Source organism: Empedobacter sp. UBA3239, from assembly GCF_002362875.1.
GTDB lineage: Bacteria > Bacteroidota > Bacteroidia > Flavobacteriales > Weeksellaceae > Empedobacter > Empedobacter falsenii_B.
Genome location: NZ_DEVJ01000063.1, coordinates 80308 through 98913, shown reverse-complemented (window position 1 = coordinate 98913; position 18606 = coordinate 80308). Strand labels below are relative to the sequence as shown.

Sequence of the window (18606 nt, the reverse complement as noted above, 5' to 3'; positions counted from 1 at the left end):
GACAATCATGAATAATAAAGATAACTACGCTGTTATTCTTGCCAGTGGTACAGGAGTGAGATTATGGCCTTTGAGTACGATTAAGAAACCAAAACAATTTCATGATTTATTAGGAATCGGAAAAACTTTTATTCAATTAACATATAATCGCCTAAAAAAAGTCGTTCCACAAGAAAATATTTTCATTGTAACTATTCAAGATTATAAAGAGATTGTAAAAGAACAATTACCAGATTTTGAGGATAAAAATTTTATCATCGAACCAAGAGTCATGAATACCGCAGCTTGTAATTTATTGGCCGCAATGACAATCCAACAAATTAATCCAAATGCAAAATTGATAATTTCTCCTTCAGATCATTTTATTTTTGATGAAGATGAATTTGTAGAAAAAGTAAATCTTGCTTTCGAGGATGCTGACAACGATCGATTGATTACTTTGGGAGTAGCTCCAACACGACCAGATGTTAATTACAGTTACATTCAGTTCATCGAAAATACAACACCTATAAAAAAAGTAAAATCTTATATCGATAAACCTGATTTAGAATTCGCCGAATCTTTTATAATGAGTGGTGAATTTATTTGGAATACAGGAATCTTAATTTGGTCTGTAGATAGCATTATAAAAGCGTTTCAGCAACATTTACCTTCGATGCAAGAAACTTTGAAAAAGTATTTTGATCTTGATCGTTCTTTACAAAATACAGAAACTTTAAAGCCTATTTACACAACGTTAGATGTAACTTCTATCAACAAAGGAATTTTAGAGCAAGCAGATAATGTTTATGTCATTCCGACAACTTTTGGCTGGAGTGATATTGGAACTTGGTCGGCTATAAACGAAAAATATAAATATACAGGTGAAGATCAGGACGAAAATAACAATACATTATTATGTAAACACTTTTCTGGTTACAACGCCAAAAATAATTTTATTTATTCTACGCAAGACAAAGCTATTATTATTGACGGATTAGATAGTTATGTGGTTATTAATTCGGAGAAAGGATTACTCATATGTCCTCGAAGCAATGTACAGTTTATAAAAACTTATGTGAGCGATTTGAAATTACAGAAAAACGGAGAAAAATATTGTTAAAATATAGCTACAAAGTCATTCAGTTTTCGATGACTTTTTTATTTGAAATCAATCGCTTTTGGATAAGCAACTTTCTGAATAATATAAATCGATAACATAAAAAATATACTCATGATTAATGTTGCAACAGGTAAATATTTTATCGAGTCAGAAGGTAAAATCATTGGTAAAATAACCATTGCAAAAGCAGGAGGTAAGCGTAAATCTGTTAATTTCAAAATAAACATTACGACAATCAAATCGATTAATCCAATGATTAGCCAATTATCAAGATAATGCATTGTTAAACAACCAGCCAGTGTGGTCATAAACATCACAAGAATACGTTTTAGACGTATAGTTAATTTTAATGTTGGATTATTTAACGATTCAAAAGAAATTACAATAATTGGTGGAATAGCAGAGAAGTGTGCAAAACCGCTAAAATAACAGGCTGCAAACCAAACTATGCATAATCCAATTAACCATCTATTATGGCTTGTGTAAATCATTGGAACTGCATTTTCAGTTGGTTTTAGTTTGAATATTTTTATTGATAGAAAAAGTAAAAAGACAAATAGAAATATCGCATATAGAAATACAAAAGATTCTGCATTTGTAACAATTGGTAATAATCCCGTAGCTAATGCTGGCGCAAGTTGACTTTTAAAAATTTTCAAGACAATTAACATCGTAACTAATACCAATGTTAATTTGAATGATAGTATGATTGGTAAAAAATTAATTCCAAATCCTAAAATAGCTGTAATTGACGGAAGTAAAAAAATATGAAATGGTCGTTGTAGCCATTTATTTTCTCGAAACGTTAAAATTCCTACAGATAATGCAGCGACTTCTGGTAAAATAATTTCTTTATCACTATAAATCATTGCCGCTCCAATCATGATTAAAATAAATAGAAAAGCGACGGAGTATGAGACAAAAGATTCTTTATTACCTAAGATAGATTTCATGAAATAAATGTATAAAAAAAAACCTTTGTAAATATACAAAGGTTTTGTCGGGGTGGCAGGATTCGAACCTGCGACCTCCTGCTCCCAAAGCAGGCGCGATGACCGGGCTACGCTACACCCCGATTCGGTCATTCAAAAAAAATGCGGAGAGACAGGGACTCGAACCCTGGCATCGGTTTCCCGATGACAGATTAGCAATCTGCTCCATTACCGCTCTGGCACCTCTCCTGGTTTTTAATAAAACGTGTGATCCAGTCAGGATTCGAACCTGAGACCTACTGCTTAGAAGGCAGTTGCTCTATCCAGCTGAGCTACTGGACCGATCCAAAAATTCATTGAATTTTGTCGGGGTGGCAGGATTCGAACCTGCGACCTCCTGCTCCCAAAGCAGGCGCGATGACCGGGCTACGCTACACCCCGATTCGGTCTTCTTTTTTGATAATAAAATCTTTTCGGATGAAAATTTTGTCGGGGTGGCAGGATTCGAACCTGCGACCTCCTGCTCCCAAAGCAGGCGCGATGACCGGGCTACGCTACACCCCGATAGATTTCATTATCGTGGGTGCAAATGTAAGGTGATTTTTGAAAATTAACCAAATATTTTTAAGAATATTTTTCGGAAACTTTCATATATGTTTCTAAATCCTTATCTCCTCTTCCTGAAAGATTCAGAATCACAATGTCTTGCGGTTTAAAATTAATTTTTTCTAAAGCAGCTAAAGCATGAGAAGATTCTAATGCAGGAATGATTCCTTCCTCTTTTGTCAACATAAAAGCTGCCTCCAAGGCTTCATCATCTGTTGCATTTAAGAATTCTGCACGTCCAGTTTTGAACAAATGCGCATGTAAAGGACCAACGCCAGGATAGTCTAATCCAGCAGAAATAGAATATGGTTCGACAATTTGTCCATCTTTATCTTGCATCAATAATGTTCGACTTCCATGAATAATTCCTTCCGTTCCTTTGATCGTTGTTGCTGCAGTTTCACCAGATTCTACGCCCAAACCAGCCGCTTCAACCGCGATTAATTTGACTGAATCATCATCTAAGAAATTATAAAAAGCTCCCGCAGCATTACTTCCGCCACCAACACAAGCAATCACATAATCAGGGTTCTCTTTTCCATATTTCTCTTTCATCTGCGCTTTAATTTCTTCCGAAATAATCGCTTGGAATTTTGCTACCATTGCAGGATAAGGGTGAGGCCCAACTACAGAACCAATGATGTAAAAAGTTTCAGGATTATTGATCCAATAACGAATTGCTTCATTTGTTGCATCTTTCAAGGTTTTACTACCTGATGTTGCTGGAATAACTTCTGCACCTAACATTTTCATTCGTGCAACATTTGGTGCTTGACGAGCAATGTCAATTTCTCCCATAAAAACGATACATTCTAACCCCATCAACGCACAAACAGTAGCAGTTGCAACACCGTGTTGTCCAGCGCCAGTTTCGGCAATAATTTTGGTTTTACCCATTCGTTTTGCCAAAAGTGCCTGACCAATCGCATTGTTGATTTTATGTGCTCCTGTATGATTCAAATCTTCACGTTTTAATAAAATATTAGTGTTATATTTTTTGGAAAGATTTGGTGCAAAATACAATGGACTTGGTCGACCAACGTAATCTTTTAACAACAAATTAAATTCGTTTTTGAATTCGTCTGTATCGACATATTTTGCTAAAGCTTCTGATAATTCTTCACAATTATGATGTAATAATTCTGGAATAAATGCTCCTCCAAATTCACCATAAAAACCTCTCTCGTCAACTTCGTATTTCATTTTGTTTCTTTTTTAATTTTGTTCAATTCGTCCATCAATTGTATTGATAAACTGTTTTACTTCGTCAGTTTTTTTTATTCCTGGTGCTGACTCAAAACCACTATTGACATCTAATCCAATACATCTCGGATGTTGAAAATTTTTCAAGATAAATGCATCTTCCAATGTTATTCCACCACTTAATAAAAAAGGTGTTGATAACTGATAGTTTGTTAACAATTGCCAATCAAATTTCTTTCCTGTACCGCCATAATCGTCAGATTTTGTGTCAAATACAAAACTATCAACAACTTGTTGATAAGTGGTTAATTGTTGAAAATCGTCAATCGATTTTATACCAACAGCTTTCCAAATTTTGAAATCTAAAAAGCTTTCATCAGTTAATAATCGTTGATGTTTTTGGTTAATTAACTCTTCGCAAAAATCCGCTGTTTCATCACCATGTAATTGGACAACATCTAATTTATATTGTTCTACTTTTTCAAGAATATTTTCAATAGATTCATTCACGAAAACGCCCACTTTTTCTGCATTCGGAAAGACTTTAAAAATAGATTCATCTTCTACAAATCGTTTTGATTTTGGATAGAAAATAAAGCCAACATAATCAGGTTCGACTGCTGCAATTTCTTTGAAATTTTCGACGTTATTATTTCCGCAAACCTTTACTTGAAAACGTTTCATTTTGATTCTTTTACAAATTGCTCAAATGCTTGAGATGGATTTTCAGCTTTCATAAAATTTTCACCAATCAAAAATCCTTGAAACCCAGCTTGTCTTAGTTCTTTTACTGTTTTAGGATCAGAAATTCCACTTTCCGCAACTTTAATTAAATCGGTTGGTAATTGTTTTAAAATTTGTTTTGATTTTTCGATATCAACTTCAAAATTTTTCAAATTACGGTTGTTAATTCCAATCAAATCGATGAATTCATTTACTTTTTCCAATTGATCTTCTGAATGCAATTCTAACAAAACTTCCAAGCCAATTTCTTTAGCTGTTTTCGCTAAATGATACACTTCATCTTTTGTCAAACATTCTGCAATCAACAAGATCAAATCAGCACCAATTGCTTTTGTTTCGTACACTTGAAATTCATCAACAATAAAATCTTTGCGCAAAACTGGAATATTCAAAACTTCTTTTGCTTGTTGCAAATCATCAAAACTTCCTCCAAAAAATTGTACATCCGTCAAAACTGAAACCACAGAAGCTCCATATTTTTCGTAACCCGAAACTACTTCTTTTACATTTGCATCTTTATTGATAAAACCTTTTGAAGGAGATTTTCGTTTGAATTCTGCAATAGTTCCAGATTTTGATTTATCTAAAATTGAAGCTTTCGCAGATTTTATTGGAAGTAAGAAATTTTCCGAATCTCTAAAACTTTCGATTGATTGAGTTTTTTGTTTTTCTAAAATTTCAAGACGTTTTTGTGAGATAATTTCGTCTAATATCATTTTCATGGTTTCATTAATTTTTGGAATACATTCAAGGCATTTTTACTGTCTAAACTTTCGTTCGCAATCGCTACACATTCGATTAAATCTTTGGTTGGATAAATTGTTTTAAGCGCTAAAGCGGCGTTTGCTAAAACAACTTCTTTTTGTGCTTGAGTTGAATTTCCTTCTAAAACATTTAAAAATATTTTCGAATTTTCTTCGATTGATTTTCCACCTTTTATCTCATCAGGTTGAAGAATATTCAAACCAAAATCTTTACTTTCTAAAACAAATTCACCCGAATTATTGTACACTTTTGTTGGTGAAGTCAACGAAATTTCGTCATAACCAGCCAAGGCAGTCGAAATTGAATATTTCACTCCCGAATTTTGCATCACATAATGATATAATCGGGCAGTTTTGACATCATAGGTTCCCAAATTTTGGAATTCTGGTTGAACAGGATTCACCAAAGGTCCCATCAAATTGAAAAATGTTTTTACCGCCAAACTTTTTCTAATTGGAGCAACTTTCGCCAAAGCCGGATGAAAGAGTGGCGCATGTAAAAATGTAATTCCAACTTCTTCGAACTCACGTTTTAATTTATCTTGATTAACAGAAAATTCGTAACCAAAATTATCCAACATATTCGAAGAACCGCTTACAGACGACGCTCCGTAATTTCCTTGTTTAATAATTTTCTCTCCAGCTCCAGCCAAGACAAAACAACTCAATGTCGAAATATTAAAAGTGTCTTTTCCGTCACCGCCCGTTCCTACAACATCAATCGCTTGCTTTGGTAAATTAACTTTGATGCATAAATCTAACAACGCTCGACGATATCCTTTTAATTCTTCCAACGTAATGTTACGCATATTAAAAATGGTCATAAATGAAGCTAATTCGACAGCCGAATATTTTTCTTCCGAAATTTCCACCATAATTTGATAGGCTTCATTTTCGCTCAAAGTATAATTTTCGAATAATAAATTTAATAATTTTCTCATCGTTTTAAGCTTCTAACCAATTCTTAATCATCTCATCTCCAAATGGTGTTAAAATAGATTCTGGATGAAACTGAACACCGCGAACATCATACGTTTTGTGACGTAAAGCCATCACTTCTCCTTTTGGACCAACTGCTGTAATTTCTAATTCTTCAGGAAAATCTTCATTTGAAACTACCCAAGAATGGTAACGTCCGACTTCTAAATTTTTCGGTAAATTTTGGAATAACACTTCGTCTTTTATTACTTCAATTGTAGATTCTACTCCATGAAAAACTTCTTGTGTATTTAATAATTTCCCTCCAAAAACTTCTCCAATTGCTTGTTGCCCTAAACAAACGCCAAAAATAGATTTTGTTGAAGCATATTTCTCGATGATTGGTTTCAATAAATTGGCTTCATCAGGAACTCCTGGACCTGGAGAAAGTAATATTTTATCATAATTATTCACATCTTCCAAAGTAATTCCATCATTGCGAACAACGGTAATATCATCGGCGAATTTCTTTAATGAATGCACTAAATTATAGGTGAACGAATCGTAATTATCGATAACTAAAATTTTCATAGTTTATAGGTTTTTAGCGATTTCTATTGAGCGACGAAGCGCTCCTAATTTATGATTGACTTCTTGTAATTCATTTTCTTCGGCCGATTTGGAAACAACTCCAGCACCAGCCTGAAAATATAAGGTATTTTGTTTGCTGACGAACGTACGAATCGCAATCGCCATATTGATATCTCCATTAAATCCTAAATATCCAATTCCGCCACCATAAACGCCACGATTTTGATTTTCGTAACCGTCTAATAATTCCATTGCTTTGAATTTTGGTGCGCCAGAAAGTGTTCCTGCAGGAAAAGAATCTGCAAAGACTTTCATCGTATTTACGCTTGAATCCAATTGAGCAGTTACTTTTGAAACCATGTGAATCACATGTGAGAAATACTGAATTTCTTTGTATTGTGCGACTTTTACATCAGCAGAATTTCGACTTAAATCATTGCGAGCCAAATCGACCAACATCACATGCTCTTCATTTTCTTTTGGATCAGCAATTAATTTTTCGGTCAATTCTTTATCCAAAGTTGGACTTCCAGTTCTGCGAACTGTTCCTGCAATAGGATGAATTTCTGCATGATTATTATTAATGATAATTTGCGCTTCTGGTGAAGATCCGAAGATTTTATAATTTCCGTAATCGAAATAAAACAAATAAGGCGAAGGATTTACAGAGCGTAAAATGCGGTAAACATTGAATTCGTCACCCGAAAATTTTTGTTTGAATTGACGAGAAGGAACTATTTGGAAAACATCTCCACGGAAACAAGATTGTTTACATTTTGTCACCATTTCTTTGAATTCATCATCTGTTAAATTGGATTGAATTTCACTTTCTACATTAAATGGATATTCAACAATTGATTTGTTATGAACAACACTTTTAATTTCAGAAAATTTAGAATCTATTTCATCATTTTGAAATTCGATGAATTGAATTTCATTGTGAAAATGATTGAACACCACAATATTTTGATAGAACGAATACGAAAATTCTGGAACCGTAGCTTCGTTTCCTTTTGCTGAAAATTTTACTGTTTCAAAATGTGGAATCGCATCCCATGCAATGTATCCAAATAAACCATTTACAGGTAAATCTTCTCCATTTTGAATCATAAACTGACTTGTAAATTTTTTGAATTTCTCTGTCAATTCTTGACCATTCAACGCATATTCTTTTGTTTCTCCATTCACATACGTTTCATTCACAATTCCGTTTGTAACTTTAAAAGTTGCGATCGGATTTAGACAAATAAAAGAGTTAGCATCTGTCTTCGAATGATAGTCAGAACTCTCTAATAATAAGGCATTCGGATAAATATCTCGAAGTTTCAAATAAAGCTGAACAGGAGTCGTTAAATCCGCTAAAACAGTTTCTTTCTGTATCTTAAAAGTTAAATTCATTTGTTAAATATTTAGGTTTAGAGCACAAAAAAAGGCTTGTCGGTTACGACAAGCCTTTTCTACATATAACTGCAAAGAGGTCTTACGAACCAACGTTTTGTTGTTCGATATTCCACCACCAGTTATTTGTAAATAATGTTTTCATTGGGACAAATTTAGAAAGGATTTTGAATTGTACAAATTATTTTTTGATAAATTTTTTAGTTGAGTGAACAATTGATATTTTTGAGTGAATAATAAAAACACAAACAAAATGGAATATAATTATAACAATCTGATTGTTGAAGTAGAAAATAAAATTGCGTTAGTTACTTTAAATCGTCCGCAAGCATTAAATGCATTGAACAAAGATTTATTAAATGATATTTCAAACTTTTTTACGGATGCGGATTCTGATTCTGCTATTCGAGTAATTATTTTGACTGGTTCTGGTGAAAAATCTTTTGTTGCCGGAGCGGATATCAAAGAGTTTGCAAGTTTTGATGGTCGTCAAGGTGAGCAATTAGCTGCAAAAGGGCAAGAAAATGTTTTTGATAAAATTGAAAATTCTAAAAAACCTGTAATCGCCGCAGTGAATGGTTTCGCTTTAGGAGGTGGTTTAGAATTAGCGATGGCGTCTCATTTTCGTATAGCATCAACTAATGCAAAATTAGGATTACCAGAGGTTACATTAGGTTTGATTCCGGGTTATGGAGGAACGCAACGTTTGCCAAAATTAATTGGAAAAGGTCGTGCAATGCAGGCAATTATGACAGCAGATATGTTTACAGCTGAACGCGCGCATGAAATTGGTTTAGTGAATGAAGTTGTTGAGCAAACTGAATTAATTGATCGAGCAAAAGAAATTGCGACTAAAATATCCAAAAATTCTTCTGTAGCGATTCGTCACGCGATTCGAGCGATTAATGCGTCAGATAAAGACAATGGTTTTGAAGTTGAAATTGAAAGTTTCGGAAATTTATTTGATGAAGAAGATTTCAAAGAGGGAACAACTGCTTTTGTTGAGAAAAGAAAACCTAATTTTAAGTAATTTGCTTAAAAAATAAATCATCAAAAAAAGCTTCAAGATTACTTGAAGCTTTTTAATTTTACATCATGAAAAAAATAGTTGTTGGATTCATTTTGATGATGAGTTCTATTGTGTTTTCACAAGAAATTTATCAAGTTATAGCGCAAGAAGGATTGACAGTTAGAACAAGTCCGAATGGAAAACGAATTGGTAAAATTCCGTATGGATATCCTGTTAAAATTTCAGAAAAAGGTGAAGCGTTTGCAATTAAAGATAATGGTAAAGCAAAAAGTGGAAACTGGGTGAAATTAGATGTTAGCTCGTCTAAATTAATTTTGGATGAAGGAGTTAATGATTCTTCTGCTCAAGGCGATTTGTATGCGTTTAGTGGTTATTTAATCACACAACAAAATTTTGTCAATCAATTCGAAAAAGAAATTTCTACACATCCAGCTTTTAGCGAATTTTATTTAGCAACAGCTTACAAATGTTTCGCAATTAAAGGCGACTTTTTTGGTGACGGTGTGGTGGATTATTTATATAGAATGATTGATACAAAAGGAAATATCCGTTTATTTATTGTGAATAATATGAAAAAAGGAAGTCAAATTTATGGTTTGGGAGCAGCAAAAGATCCGTTCAAAATTACAAATTATGATTTCGGAACGTTGATGATGATTCCAAAAGGGACGCCACTTTTTTCGAATTATAAAGATGGAGTGAAACGAAATTTAAATGGAGTTTCTAAAAATGAAATCGTAACTTTAGATTATGATGCGATTTATGTGCATCAAGATAACGCAAAAGAAGGAGGATTTATTTACCGAAAAGATGGTAAATGGAATTGGCTGAACCAAAAATAAAACTAAAATAATTATGCAAAATATAGAAGGTAAAGTAGCTTATATAACGGGCGGAACAAAAGGAATTGGATTAGGAATTGCAAAATCATTGGTAGAAAATGGTTTGAAAGTGGCAATTTCTGGACGAAACATTGATGATGTTGAAAAAGCTCGTCATTATTTAGGAAATCAAAACGTATTGGCTATTCAGTCGGATGTGAGACATTTCGAAGATGAACAAAATGCAATTGAGCAAATTATTTCTGCGTTTGGACGTTTGGATATTGTGATTGCAAATGCTGGTTTAGGAAAATTTGCACCAGTTGATGAACTTTCTTTAGAAGATTGGAATGCGATGATTGATACTAATCTAACAGGAGTTTTTCATACGATAAAAGCGTCTGTTGAAGCACTAAAAGTTTCGAAAGGATATTATATTTCGATTGCTTCTTTGGCGGGAACAAATTTCTTTGCGAATGGAGCGGGTTACAATGCTTCGAAATTTGGCGTTGTAGGTTTTACCCAAGCTGCGATGTTAGATTTGAGAAATTATGATATCAAATGTACAACGATTATGCCTGGTTCTGTGACTTCAAATTTTAATGATCATGTGCCAAATTCGGAGGATGGATGGAAAATTCAACCCGAAGATTTAGGACAAATGATCGTTGATTTATTGAAAATGAATCCAAATGTTTTGCCAAGTAAAATAGAAGTTCGTCCTACAAAAACAAAATAATTTAAAGATCTCTTATTGAGATCTTTTTTTATGAAGAAAATATTTCGTAATTACCAATAGTTTACATAGTTTCGTGGAAAAATAAGAAATACAATAAAGGTATTTTTTTAATGAACCCTTTTTAATGAGTTTTAAAAAATCAGTCAATCATTTTCGTCGTACAATTATGCGTCGATTAACAGGAGGAATAGGTGATGGTAATTTGCCAAAAGTAGACAAAGAAAAACCTCTTGAACTTAATAGAGTACTGATAAACAGGCCCAATCAGCGTCTGGGAAATATTCTATTGATTACACCTTTGATTCAGGAAATTATCCGATATAATCCTGATGTTAAAATTGACTTATTTGTAAAAGGAAAGGTCGCTCCGATTATTTTTGAGAATTATCCTCAAGTTGATCAAATTATTGAATTACCTAAAAAACCTTTCAAAGAATTGATTCAATACGCTAAAGTTTGGCTAAAAATCAAGAAAAAGGATTACGATTTAGTGATTAATGTTGATAAAAATTCATCTTCAGGACGACTTTCAACTTCTTTTGCGAATTCTAAGTATAAAATTTTTGGGAATGAATTTGAAATGAATTCCAACCAAGAAATTCATATTCATCAAGCACAATATCCAGTTTATGTGTTTAGAAAATTCTTAGAATTATTTAAAAATAAAGAAGGAAATTTAGATATTCCAACTCTAAATATTCAGTTAACAGAGCAAGAGTCTACGAAAGGAATAAAAATGTTAAATGATTTGATTCAAGATTCTTCAAAGAAAACACTTGCATTTTTTACGTATGCAACTGGTGCAAAATGTTATGATCAAGAATGGTGGACAGAATTTTACAATTTATTTTATCCAAAATATTCGCAAGAATATAATCTAATTGAAATTTTACCTGTCGAAAATATTTCGATGCTAAATCATAGATTGCCTACTTATTACAGTAAAGATGTGAGAGAAATTGCAGCCGTGATGAAAAGTTGTGAATTTGTGATTGCAGCCGATTCTGGTATGATGCATTTGAGTTGTGCAGCGCCTACAAAAACAATTGGTTTGTTTAAAGATCAAAGCTTCTTAGAGCGTTATAAACCTTATGGAATAGGAAATGCTGTAGTCTTGATTAATAATGAAGATAAGGGTATTCTTGTTCAAGAAATGGATAAATTATTGGTTTAAAAAAGCTGTTTTTTATCATTAAATAAAGTTTGTATTGATTTGATATGAAATAAATTAGCTTCAACAAAAATATTTTAATTTCGTTTGATTATTTCATAGCTTTGTCCTCTGAAATAATTTAAAAATGTCAACAGAGTTTACAATTATCATCCCAATTTATAATGAGGAAGATAACTTGATAAGATTGGAAGAAACAATGAATCAATATCTGTCAAAGTCAATAAAACAGACTGAAATTTTATTGATTAATGATGGTTCTAAAGACAAAAGTTTGGCTCTTATGAAAGAGATTTGTAATAGAAATCAAGCTTTTCATTATATTTCTTTTGACAAAAACTATGGTTTGTCTGCTGCTATAAAAGCTGGTTTTGATACAGTGGAATCAAAATGGGTTGGTTATATCGATGCCGATTTGCAGACAGATCCTGAAGATTTCAATAAATTATTAGCGTTAGCAGATCAATTTGATTTGGTGACTGGTGTTCGTGCAGATCGCAAAGATTCTTTCGTGAAAAATATGTCATCTAAAATTGCCAATTCTATTCGTAGAGCATTTACTAATGACGGAATGGATGATACAGGCTGTCCATTAAAAGTTATAGATGCTGAAAAAGCGAAAAAAATTCCGATGTTCAAAGGATTGCACCGATTTTTACCAGCTATGATTTTATTACAAAACGGAACGGTTACTCAAGTTCCTGTCAAACATTTTCCACGTATCGCAGGCGAATCAAAATTCAATCTATGGAACCGTTTATTAGGTCCTTTAATGGATTGTTTTGCATTTGTTTGGATGAAGAAAAAATATATCAGTTATAAAATTCAAGAAGAAGCATAATGCCAAATTGGGTTATCATCAGTATTGGATTTCTTGCGCAAGCACTTTTTTCGAGTCGCCTTATTTTACAATGGATTGTTTCCGAAAAGAACAAGAAAGTTCTTACACCAAAATTATTTTGGGAAGTTAGCTTGTTTGCCTCTGTTTTGCTATTTTTATATGGTTATTTGCGTCATGATTTTTCAATTATGTTGGGACAAACATTGACGTACTATATCTATATCAGAAATATTCAACTTCAAAATCATTGGAAAGAATTTCCGAAAATAGTACGTATTTTTTTGTATATTTTTCCTGCATTTATTGTTTTATATGGTTTCAATAACGGAATTTTTGATGTAGATTTATTATTCAAAAACGATAAAATTCCGATGTGGCTTTTATCTTTAGGAGTCGTATCTCAGGTACTTTTTACATTTCGTTTCGTCTATCAATGGATTTATTCCGAACGAAAACACGAATCGCAATTACCAATGGGATTTTGGGTCATTAGTTTAACAGGATCATTGTTGATTTTAATTTACGCGATTATTCGAAAAGATCCCGTTTTATTTATTGGTCATTTTATGGGATTTATCGTTTATGCTCGAAATATATTAATCAAACGAAAAGAGAAAAATGGTTCAGTGGATTAAGCAAAATTCAGTTTTATTTTTAATCATCGTAACAATTTTGATGTTGTTTGTTAATCTTGGCGTTTTACAAACCAACATTATGGAGGCTCGAAACATTATTTCGGCGCGAGAAATGGTACACGATGGAAATTGGATTTTTACCACGCTTAACGGTTTGCCTCGTTATGAAAAGCCACCTTTACCAACTTGGATTACAGCTGTTTTTGGAAGTTTTTTTGGTTTCGAAAACTTTTTTTGGCTACGCATTCCAGTTGTTCTAATTACCATTTTATTAGTCGTTTGGTTCTATAAAACATTAAAGCATTTCGATTTAACAAAACAACAAGTTGTTAATTCTTCATTGGTTTTAATCACTTCATTTTACGTGTTTTTCTCAGGGAGAGATAACAATTGGGACATGTACACGCATAGTTTTGTGATGGGAGCAATATTGTTTTTGGTGAAAGAATTTCAATCATCAAAATTTAATTTATTCAACTTTATTGCTGCATTTTTCTTGTTAGCTTGTTCGATAATGAGCAAAGGTCCAGTTTCGTTGTATGCGCTATTTTTACCGTTTTTAATTGCTTATTTTATTGTTTATAGATACAAATTAGGAAGAAATTTAGGAATCACAATTTTAACGATAATATTAGGTTGCGTTGTAGGATTTGCATGGATGATGTATGTGAAATATTTTGATCCAGAACATTTTTTAGCGGCTTCTCAAAAGGAAGTAAACAATTGGCATAGCTATAATACTCGCCCAATTTATTATTATTGGAGCTTCTTTACGCAATCTGGTTTATGGACAATTCCTGCTTTGGTAAGTTTGATTTATCCTTATCTAAATAATAAAGTTGCAAATAAAAAAGCCTATCAATTTGCTTGGTTATGGACAATTTTATCAGTGGTTTTATTATCTGTAATTCCAGAAAAAAAATCAAGATATTTATTACCAGTTTTAATTCCTTTAGCGATGAATATTGGCTTTTATATCGAATATTTACGATTAGAATTCAAAAATTTATCAAATATAACTGAACGATATTTTACCAATTTTGCGTTTGGTTTATACGGAATAATAGGAATCGTAATTTCAGTTGGTGTTTTTATTTACACAAAAGATCGTTTGTCAGAATTTTTAGTTTGGTCGATTCCTTTTGCTATTGTTGGATTAATTTTAGGAATCTCAATTTTTAAAGGATTAAAGGTAAAATCATTCGAACAGATATTTTACTTAACTATTTTATTGATGTGCTCAGTTGTTGCGTTTGGATTTCCACTTTCCAAATTAACTTTTTCCGAAGAGTTATATTCTTCTGCCAAAAATCTAAAAAAATTAGAACAACATAATCAAATTAAAACATACGAATGGCAAAGTTTTGTTCCTGAAATAGTGTTGGATTATGGGACTTCAATTCCTGCAATTAACGATGGAAAGAAAACTATCTTTCCGAAAGAAGAGAAATTTGGAATGTTAGCAAGTCCGTCAGATTCTACTTTTTTTGCAGATCATTTCAATAATTATTCAATCAAAAAAATTGGTGTGGTTGATTTGAATCATTCTTCAAAAAATCAAAAAAATTATAACGATCGTATCAAAAGAAACTATTATTTGATTCAAAAAAAGTGATTAAATTTCGAATAAAATTTTTAGCTTAAATTTCCGTTATTCTAATAAAATCTTTTGCAGTTTCGGATTCTATTTTTTCTATGTTTTTGGTTAGTGAACAGTTTTGTTTTTGCTCAACATTTTGGGTGGAAAAATCCTAATTTTAGACAAGATTCTGTTCAACTTTCTGATACGATAAAGCTGCAAAATAAAGGAATTTTATCCGAAAAATTTCAAATTTTAGATTCAACAGGAAATCCAATTTCAAAAGAATTTTATACTATAAATTTCGAACGAAACGAAGTTTATTTCAATTCTTCAATCGCCAAACAAATGGTGAAAATTCAGTATTTTGTTAATCCAAAATTAGCCGAATCTGTTTTTTATGCCAAAAATCCGAATATCATTGTTAATGATGCAAAACCAGTTGATATTTTTCATCAAATAAAATCGAATTCAAAACAAGCGAACAAAGATGTTTTTGATGGTTTGAATAGCAAAGGATCAATGATTCGCGGTATTCGTTTTGGAAATAATCAAAGTGCTTCTGTGCAATCTTCGTTGGATTTGGAATTGTCAGGAAAATTATCAGATGATATTACGGTAAATGCGGCGATTTCGGATAATAATGTGCCAATAGAATCGGATGGATACACGCAAAATCTGCAAGAATTTGATAAAGTTTACATCGAATTAGCCAGTAAAAATTCGAAAATTCGAGCTGGTCATATTGATATTAATACGAATCAAGAACGAGATTTTTTCAATCCATTCAACCAAAAAGTAACAGGTTTACAGTTGTCAACTCAATTAAAAGGCGAAAAATCGTCTACCAATATTTTTGCTTCGGGAAGTATTACACGAGGCGAATTTATGCGCGTTAATTTTGTTGGACAAGACGGAAATCAAGGTCCTTACAGGCTTTCTGGAAAGAATAATGAATTGTATGTGATTATTATTTCGGGAAGTGAAAAAGTATATATTGATGGTGTTTTGTTGGAGCGTGGCGAGCAAAATGATTATGTAATTAATTACAATACGGGCGAAATTTCTTTCACTTCAAACCGATTGATTACCGCAAATACGCGCATTAATGTGGAGTATTTGTACAATTCTCGAAATTATTCACAAGTTTTACTTTATGGTGGAGCTGAATATGAGTCGGAACGAATGAAATTGTCAGGTTTTTTCTTTTCTCAAGGAGATTCGAAGAATAATTCACTTGGAAATGATTTGACAGATGCTGAAAAGCAAATTTTGGCAAATGCAGGGAATGATCCAGATAAAATGTACACAGTTTCTGCAGAGAAAACGACGTTTGATTCGAATAAAATCTTGTATCGAAAAGTAGATCAAAATGGATTAGATATCTTTGAATATTCGACAGATCCAAACGATGAATTGTATCAAGTGGCTTTCACGTATGTTGGCGCTAATCAAGGAAATTATCGACAAATAAATGCGAATCAAAATGGTAAAGTATTTCAATATAACGAAGCAATTGCAGGAGTTTTACAAGGAGATTATGAACCAATAAAGCAATTAATTTCGCCTAAAAAATTGCAGATTTATACCTTAAATGGTCAATATCAATTGAAAAACAATGGAAATATTGGCTTTAACTTAGGTTTGAGTAATTATGATCAAAATTTATTTTCATCGATTGATGATCAAAACAATTCTGGTTTAGCAACTCGTGTTTATGGTGAAAAAACATTTTCTTTCAAAAATTGGAAAATTACTCCTTATGCGGAAGGGAATTTTATCAACAAAAATTATAAAAGTGCAGAGCGTTTACGAGCTGTTGAATTTGCACGAGATTTTAATTTGAATCAAGAATTAAGTGGCGTAAATCAGAATTTTATCACAGCAAAAATCAATTCATCTTGGAAAGAAAAATTTAATGCACAATATAAATTCGATTATCTTGAAAATATTGGTTTGTACAAAGGTTTGAGAAATCAACTTGATGCAAATTATAAAACTGAAAAATACGAAATCGTTGCGCAAGCAAATATTTTATCAACAAAAGCAACGCTTCAAAATACCAATTTTGCGCGTTATATGGTAGATGGAAAACGAAAAATTGGAAATAAATTTTGGGTTGGAGCGAGAGTTTGGGGCGAGAATAATGACATGGATGATTTGACAAAAAATCAAAAATCAGATTTAAGTTTTAAATGGAATGAATTTCAGTTGAAAGGAGGTTTTGCAGATGCGCTTGGTCATAAAATCGATTTGACGGTTTATCAACGTCAAGATGATTCGGTTCGTTTTGAGACTTGGCAAAATATTCAACAAAGTAAAGGAGCTATTTTTAATTCAACTTTAATTCAAAAACAAAATCATCAATTAAGTTTAAATTTTCATTATCGACGAGTTAATTATAAATTTTTAGATGCGCCGAACGAAGATTTTATGACAGGAAGCGTAAAATGGTACAAAGCTTTTTTCAATCAAGGTTTACAATTAAATGTAGATTATGAAGTGGCTAGCGGTGTGGAACCTCAGCGTGAATTTCAGTATGTAAAAGTTTCGGATGGAATGGGAATTTACAAATGGACGGATTATAACGGCGATGGAATTGAGCAAATTGATGAGTTTGAAGTGGCAGAATTTATCGACCAAGCAAATTATATTCGCGTGTATACGAATACAATCGAGTATTTGAAAACGAATAAAAATCAATTCAATTTTACGTTGCGTTTTCGTCCAAAACAAGTTTTTGATACCGAAAATGAATTCTGGAATCGTTGGATGTTTCAGCAAAATATCTCGGCAAGTAACTCGTTGCGCAAAGAAGGAACGACATTAGAATGGAATCCTTTTACCAATTCGGCTCAAATTTTGGGTAAAACAAGAAGTATTCGTTCGTCGATTTTCTTTAATCAAGGAACACAATATAAATGGTCGTCAAATTTTATTTACAATCAACAACAATCTCAAACATATGTTTATACTGGTTCTGAATACCGAGATTCGGATAGTTATTTGTTGCAAACACGTTACAAAATTTTACAAGATTTAATTGCGAGTTTTGATACAGAATATATGGTGATTAACAGCGATTCTGAATTATTTTTGAGTAGACGATATAAGTTAAATAATCTTCGTTTATCCCCAAAATTGACTTATCAAACAGAAAAAAATCTTGTTGCGTCGTTGTTTTATAATTATCAAAATAAGAAGAATGTTTCGGGTGAAGAGCAATTAAATCAGTCGGATTTGGGAACAGAAATTCAATGGAACGGTTCGGATAAAATGAGTTTGTTGGGAAGTTTTAGTTTTATCAACAATAAATTTATCGGAAACCAAGAATCTGTTGTTGGAAATCAAATGATGGAAGGTTTACGTGCTGGAAATAATTTTGTTTGGCAGTTGCAAATCCAACGAAAAATCACAAGTTTTTTGCAATTGAATATTTCGTATGATGGACGAAAAACTGAAGAAAATAAACCAATACATACGGGAAGTGTGCAAGTACAAGCGAGGTTTTAAATAATAATAAAAAAACGTT

Annotated in this window: 16 protein-coding genes and 5 tRNA genes; 9 read left to right on the top strand and 12 right to left on the bottom strand. The window is 32.3% G+C overall.

Going from position 1 to position 18606, the window contains the following annotated elements:
• The first annotated feature begins 7 nt into the window (after positions 1-7).
• Positions 8-1102, top strand: a complete 1095-nt coding sequence (locus B4G36_RS09710; protein WP_291063666.1) for a mannose-1-phosphate guanylyltransferase — start codon at positions 8-10, stop codon at positions 1100-1102.
• Between the two features lie 38 nt (positions 1103-1140).
• Here the strand turns inward: B4G36_RS09710 and B4G36_RS09705 are convergent, their stop codons facing one another.
• From B4G36_RS09705 to B4G36_RS09650, 12 genes are all read right to left on the bottom strand, one after another.
• Complete coding sequence (locus tag B4G36_RS09705) at positions 1141-2055, bottom strand: hypothetical protein (protein ID WP_291063664.1); 915 nt, start codon at positions 2053-2055, stop codon at positions 1141-1143.
• Between the two features lie 47 nt (positions 2056-2102).
• Positions 2103-2177: transfer RNA gene (locus tag B4G36_RS09700), tRNA-Pro, on the bottom strand.
• Between the two features lie 22 nt (positions 2178-2199).
• A tRNA-Ser gene (locus B4G36_RS09695) sits at positions 2200-2283 on the bottom strand.
• A 19-nt stretch (positions 2284-2302) separates the two neighbouring features.
• Positions 2303-2376: transfer RNA gene (locus B4G36_RS09690), tRNA-Arg, on the bottom strand.
• A 24-nt stretch (positions 2377-2400) separates the two neighbouring features.
• Positions 2401-2475: transfer RNA gene (locus B4G36_RS09685), tRNA-Pro, on the bottom strand.
• Between the two features lie 48 nt (positions 2476-2523).
• Positions 2524-2598 (bottom strand) — tRNA-Pro (locus tag B4G36_RS09680).
• A gap of 60 nt (positions 2599-2658) precedes the next feature.
• Positions 2659-3843, bottom strand: coding sequence for a tryptophan synthase subunit beta (gene trpB, locus B4G36_RS09675; RefSeq protein WP_291063662.1), 1185 nt, complete (start codon positions 3841-3843; stop codon positions 2659-2661).
• A 12-nt stretch (positions 3844-3855) separates the two neighbouring features.
• A complete protein-coding gene (locus B4G36_RS09670) occupies positions 3856-4527 on the bottom strand; it encodes a phosphoribosylanthranilate isomerase (protein WP_291063660.1) in 672 nt (223 codons plus the stop codon).
• Entirely contained in the window at positions 4524-5309 is a 786-nt protein-coding gene (gene trpC, locus B4G36_RS09665) for an indole-3-glycerol phosphate synthase TrpC (protein WP_291063658.1), read from the bottom strand. Before trpC ends, B4G36_RS09670 begins: the two co-directional genes overlap by 4 nt.
• Positions 5306-6292, bottom strand: coding sequence for an anthranilate phosphoribosyltransferase (gene trpD, locus B4G36_RS09660; RefSeq protein WP_291063656.1), 987 nt, complete (start codon positions 6290-6292; stop codon positions 5306-5308). The genes trpC and trpD overlap by 4 nt, the downstream gene beginning before the upstream one ends.
• Positions 6293-6296: 4 nt before the next feature.
• Positions 6297-6860, bottom strand: coding sequence for an anthranilate synthase component II (locus B4G36_RS09655; protein WP_291063654.1), 564 nt, complete (start codon positions 6858-6860; stop codon positions 6297-6299).
• A 3-nt stretch (positions 6861-6863) separates the two neighbouring features.
• Entirely contained in the window at positions 6864-8258 is a 1395-nt protein-coding gene (locus tag B4G36_RS09650; protein ID WP_291063652.1) for an anthranilate synthase component I family protein, read from the bottom strand.
• A 253-nt stretch (positions 8259-8511) separates the two neighbouring features.
• Here B4G36_RS09650 and B4G36_RS09645 point away from each other — a divergent pair, with 253 nt between their 5' ends.
• The 8 genes from B4G36_RS09645 (at position 8512) to B4G36_RS09610 (ending at position 18587) form a co-directional block, all read left to right on the top strand.
• Entirely contained in the window at positions 8512-9288 is a 777-nt protein-coding gene (locus B4G36_RS09645; RefSeq protein WP_291063650.1) for an enoyl-CoA hydratase/isomerase family protein, read from the top strand.
• A 65-nt stretch (positions 9289-9353) separates the two neighbouring features.
• Positions 9354-10130 carry a hypothetical protein gene (locus B4G36_RS09640; protein ID WP_291063648.1) on the top strand — a complete coding sequence of 259 codons (777 nt, stop codon included), beginning with the start codon at positions 9354-9356 and terminating at the stop codon, positions 10128-10130.
• Between the two features lie 13 nt (positions 10131-10143).
• Positions 10144-10848 carry an SDR family oxidoreductase gene (locus B4G36_RS09635; RefSeq protein ID WP_291063646.1) on the top strand — a complete coding sequence of 235 codons (705 nt, stop codon included), beginning with the start codon at positions 10144-10146 and terminating at the stop codon, positions 10846-10848.
• Positions 10849-10972: 124 nt separating this feature from the next.
• Positions 10973-12022: a glycosyltransferase family 9 protein gene (locus B4G36_RS09630; protein WP_291063644.1), complete on the top strand. Its 1050-nt coding sequence runs from the start codon at positions 10973-10975 to the stop codon at positions 12020-12022.
• A gap of 124 nt (positions 12023-12146) precedes the next feature.
• On the top strand, positions 12147-12860 hold the full coding sequence (locus tag B4G36_RS09625) for a glycosyltransferase family 2 protein (protein ID WP_291063642.1): 714 nt from the start codon (positions 12147-12149) through the stop codon (positions 12858-12860).
• Positions 12860-13495, top strand: coding sequence for a lipid-A-disaccharide synthase N-terminal domain-containing protein (locus B4G36_RS09620; protein ID WP_291063640.1), 636 nt, complete (start codon positions 12860-12862; stop codon positions 13493-13495). Before B4G36_RS09625 ends, B4G36_RS09620 begins: the two co-directional genes overlap by 1 nt.
• The gene (locus B4G36_RS09615) at positions 13479-15110 is read left to right on the top strand and encodes an ArnT family glycosyltransferase (RefSeq protein WP_291063638.1); all 1632 of its coding nucleotides are present in this window, start codon (positions 13479-13481) and stop codon (positions 15108-15110) included. The genes B4G36_RS09620 and B4G36_RS09615 overlap by 17 nt, the downstream gene beginning before the upstream one ends.
• A 93-nt stretch (positions 15111-15203) precedes the next feature.
• Positions 15204-18587: a hypothetical protein gene (locus tag B4G36_RS09610; protein ID WP_291063636.1), complete on the top strand. Its 3384-nt coding sequence runs from the start codon at positions 15204-15206 to the stop codon at positions 18585-18587.
• Positions 18588-18606: the final 19 nt, after the last annotated feature.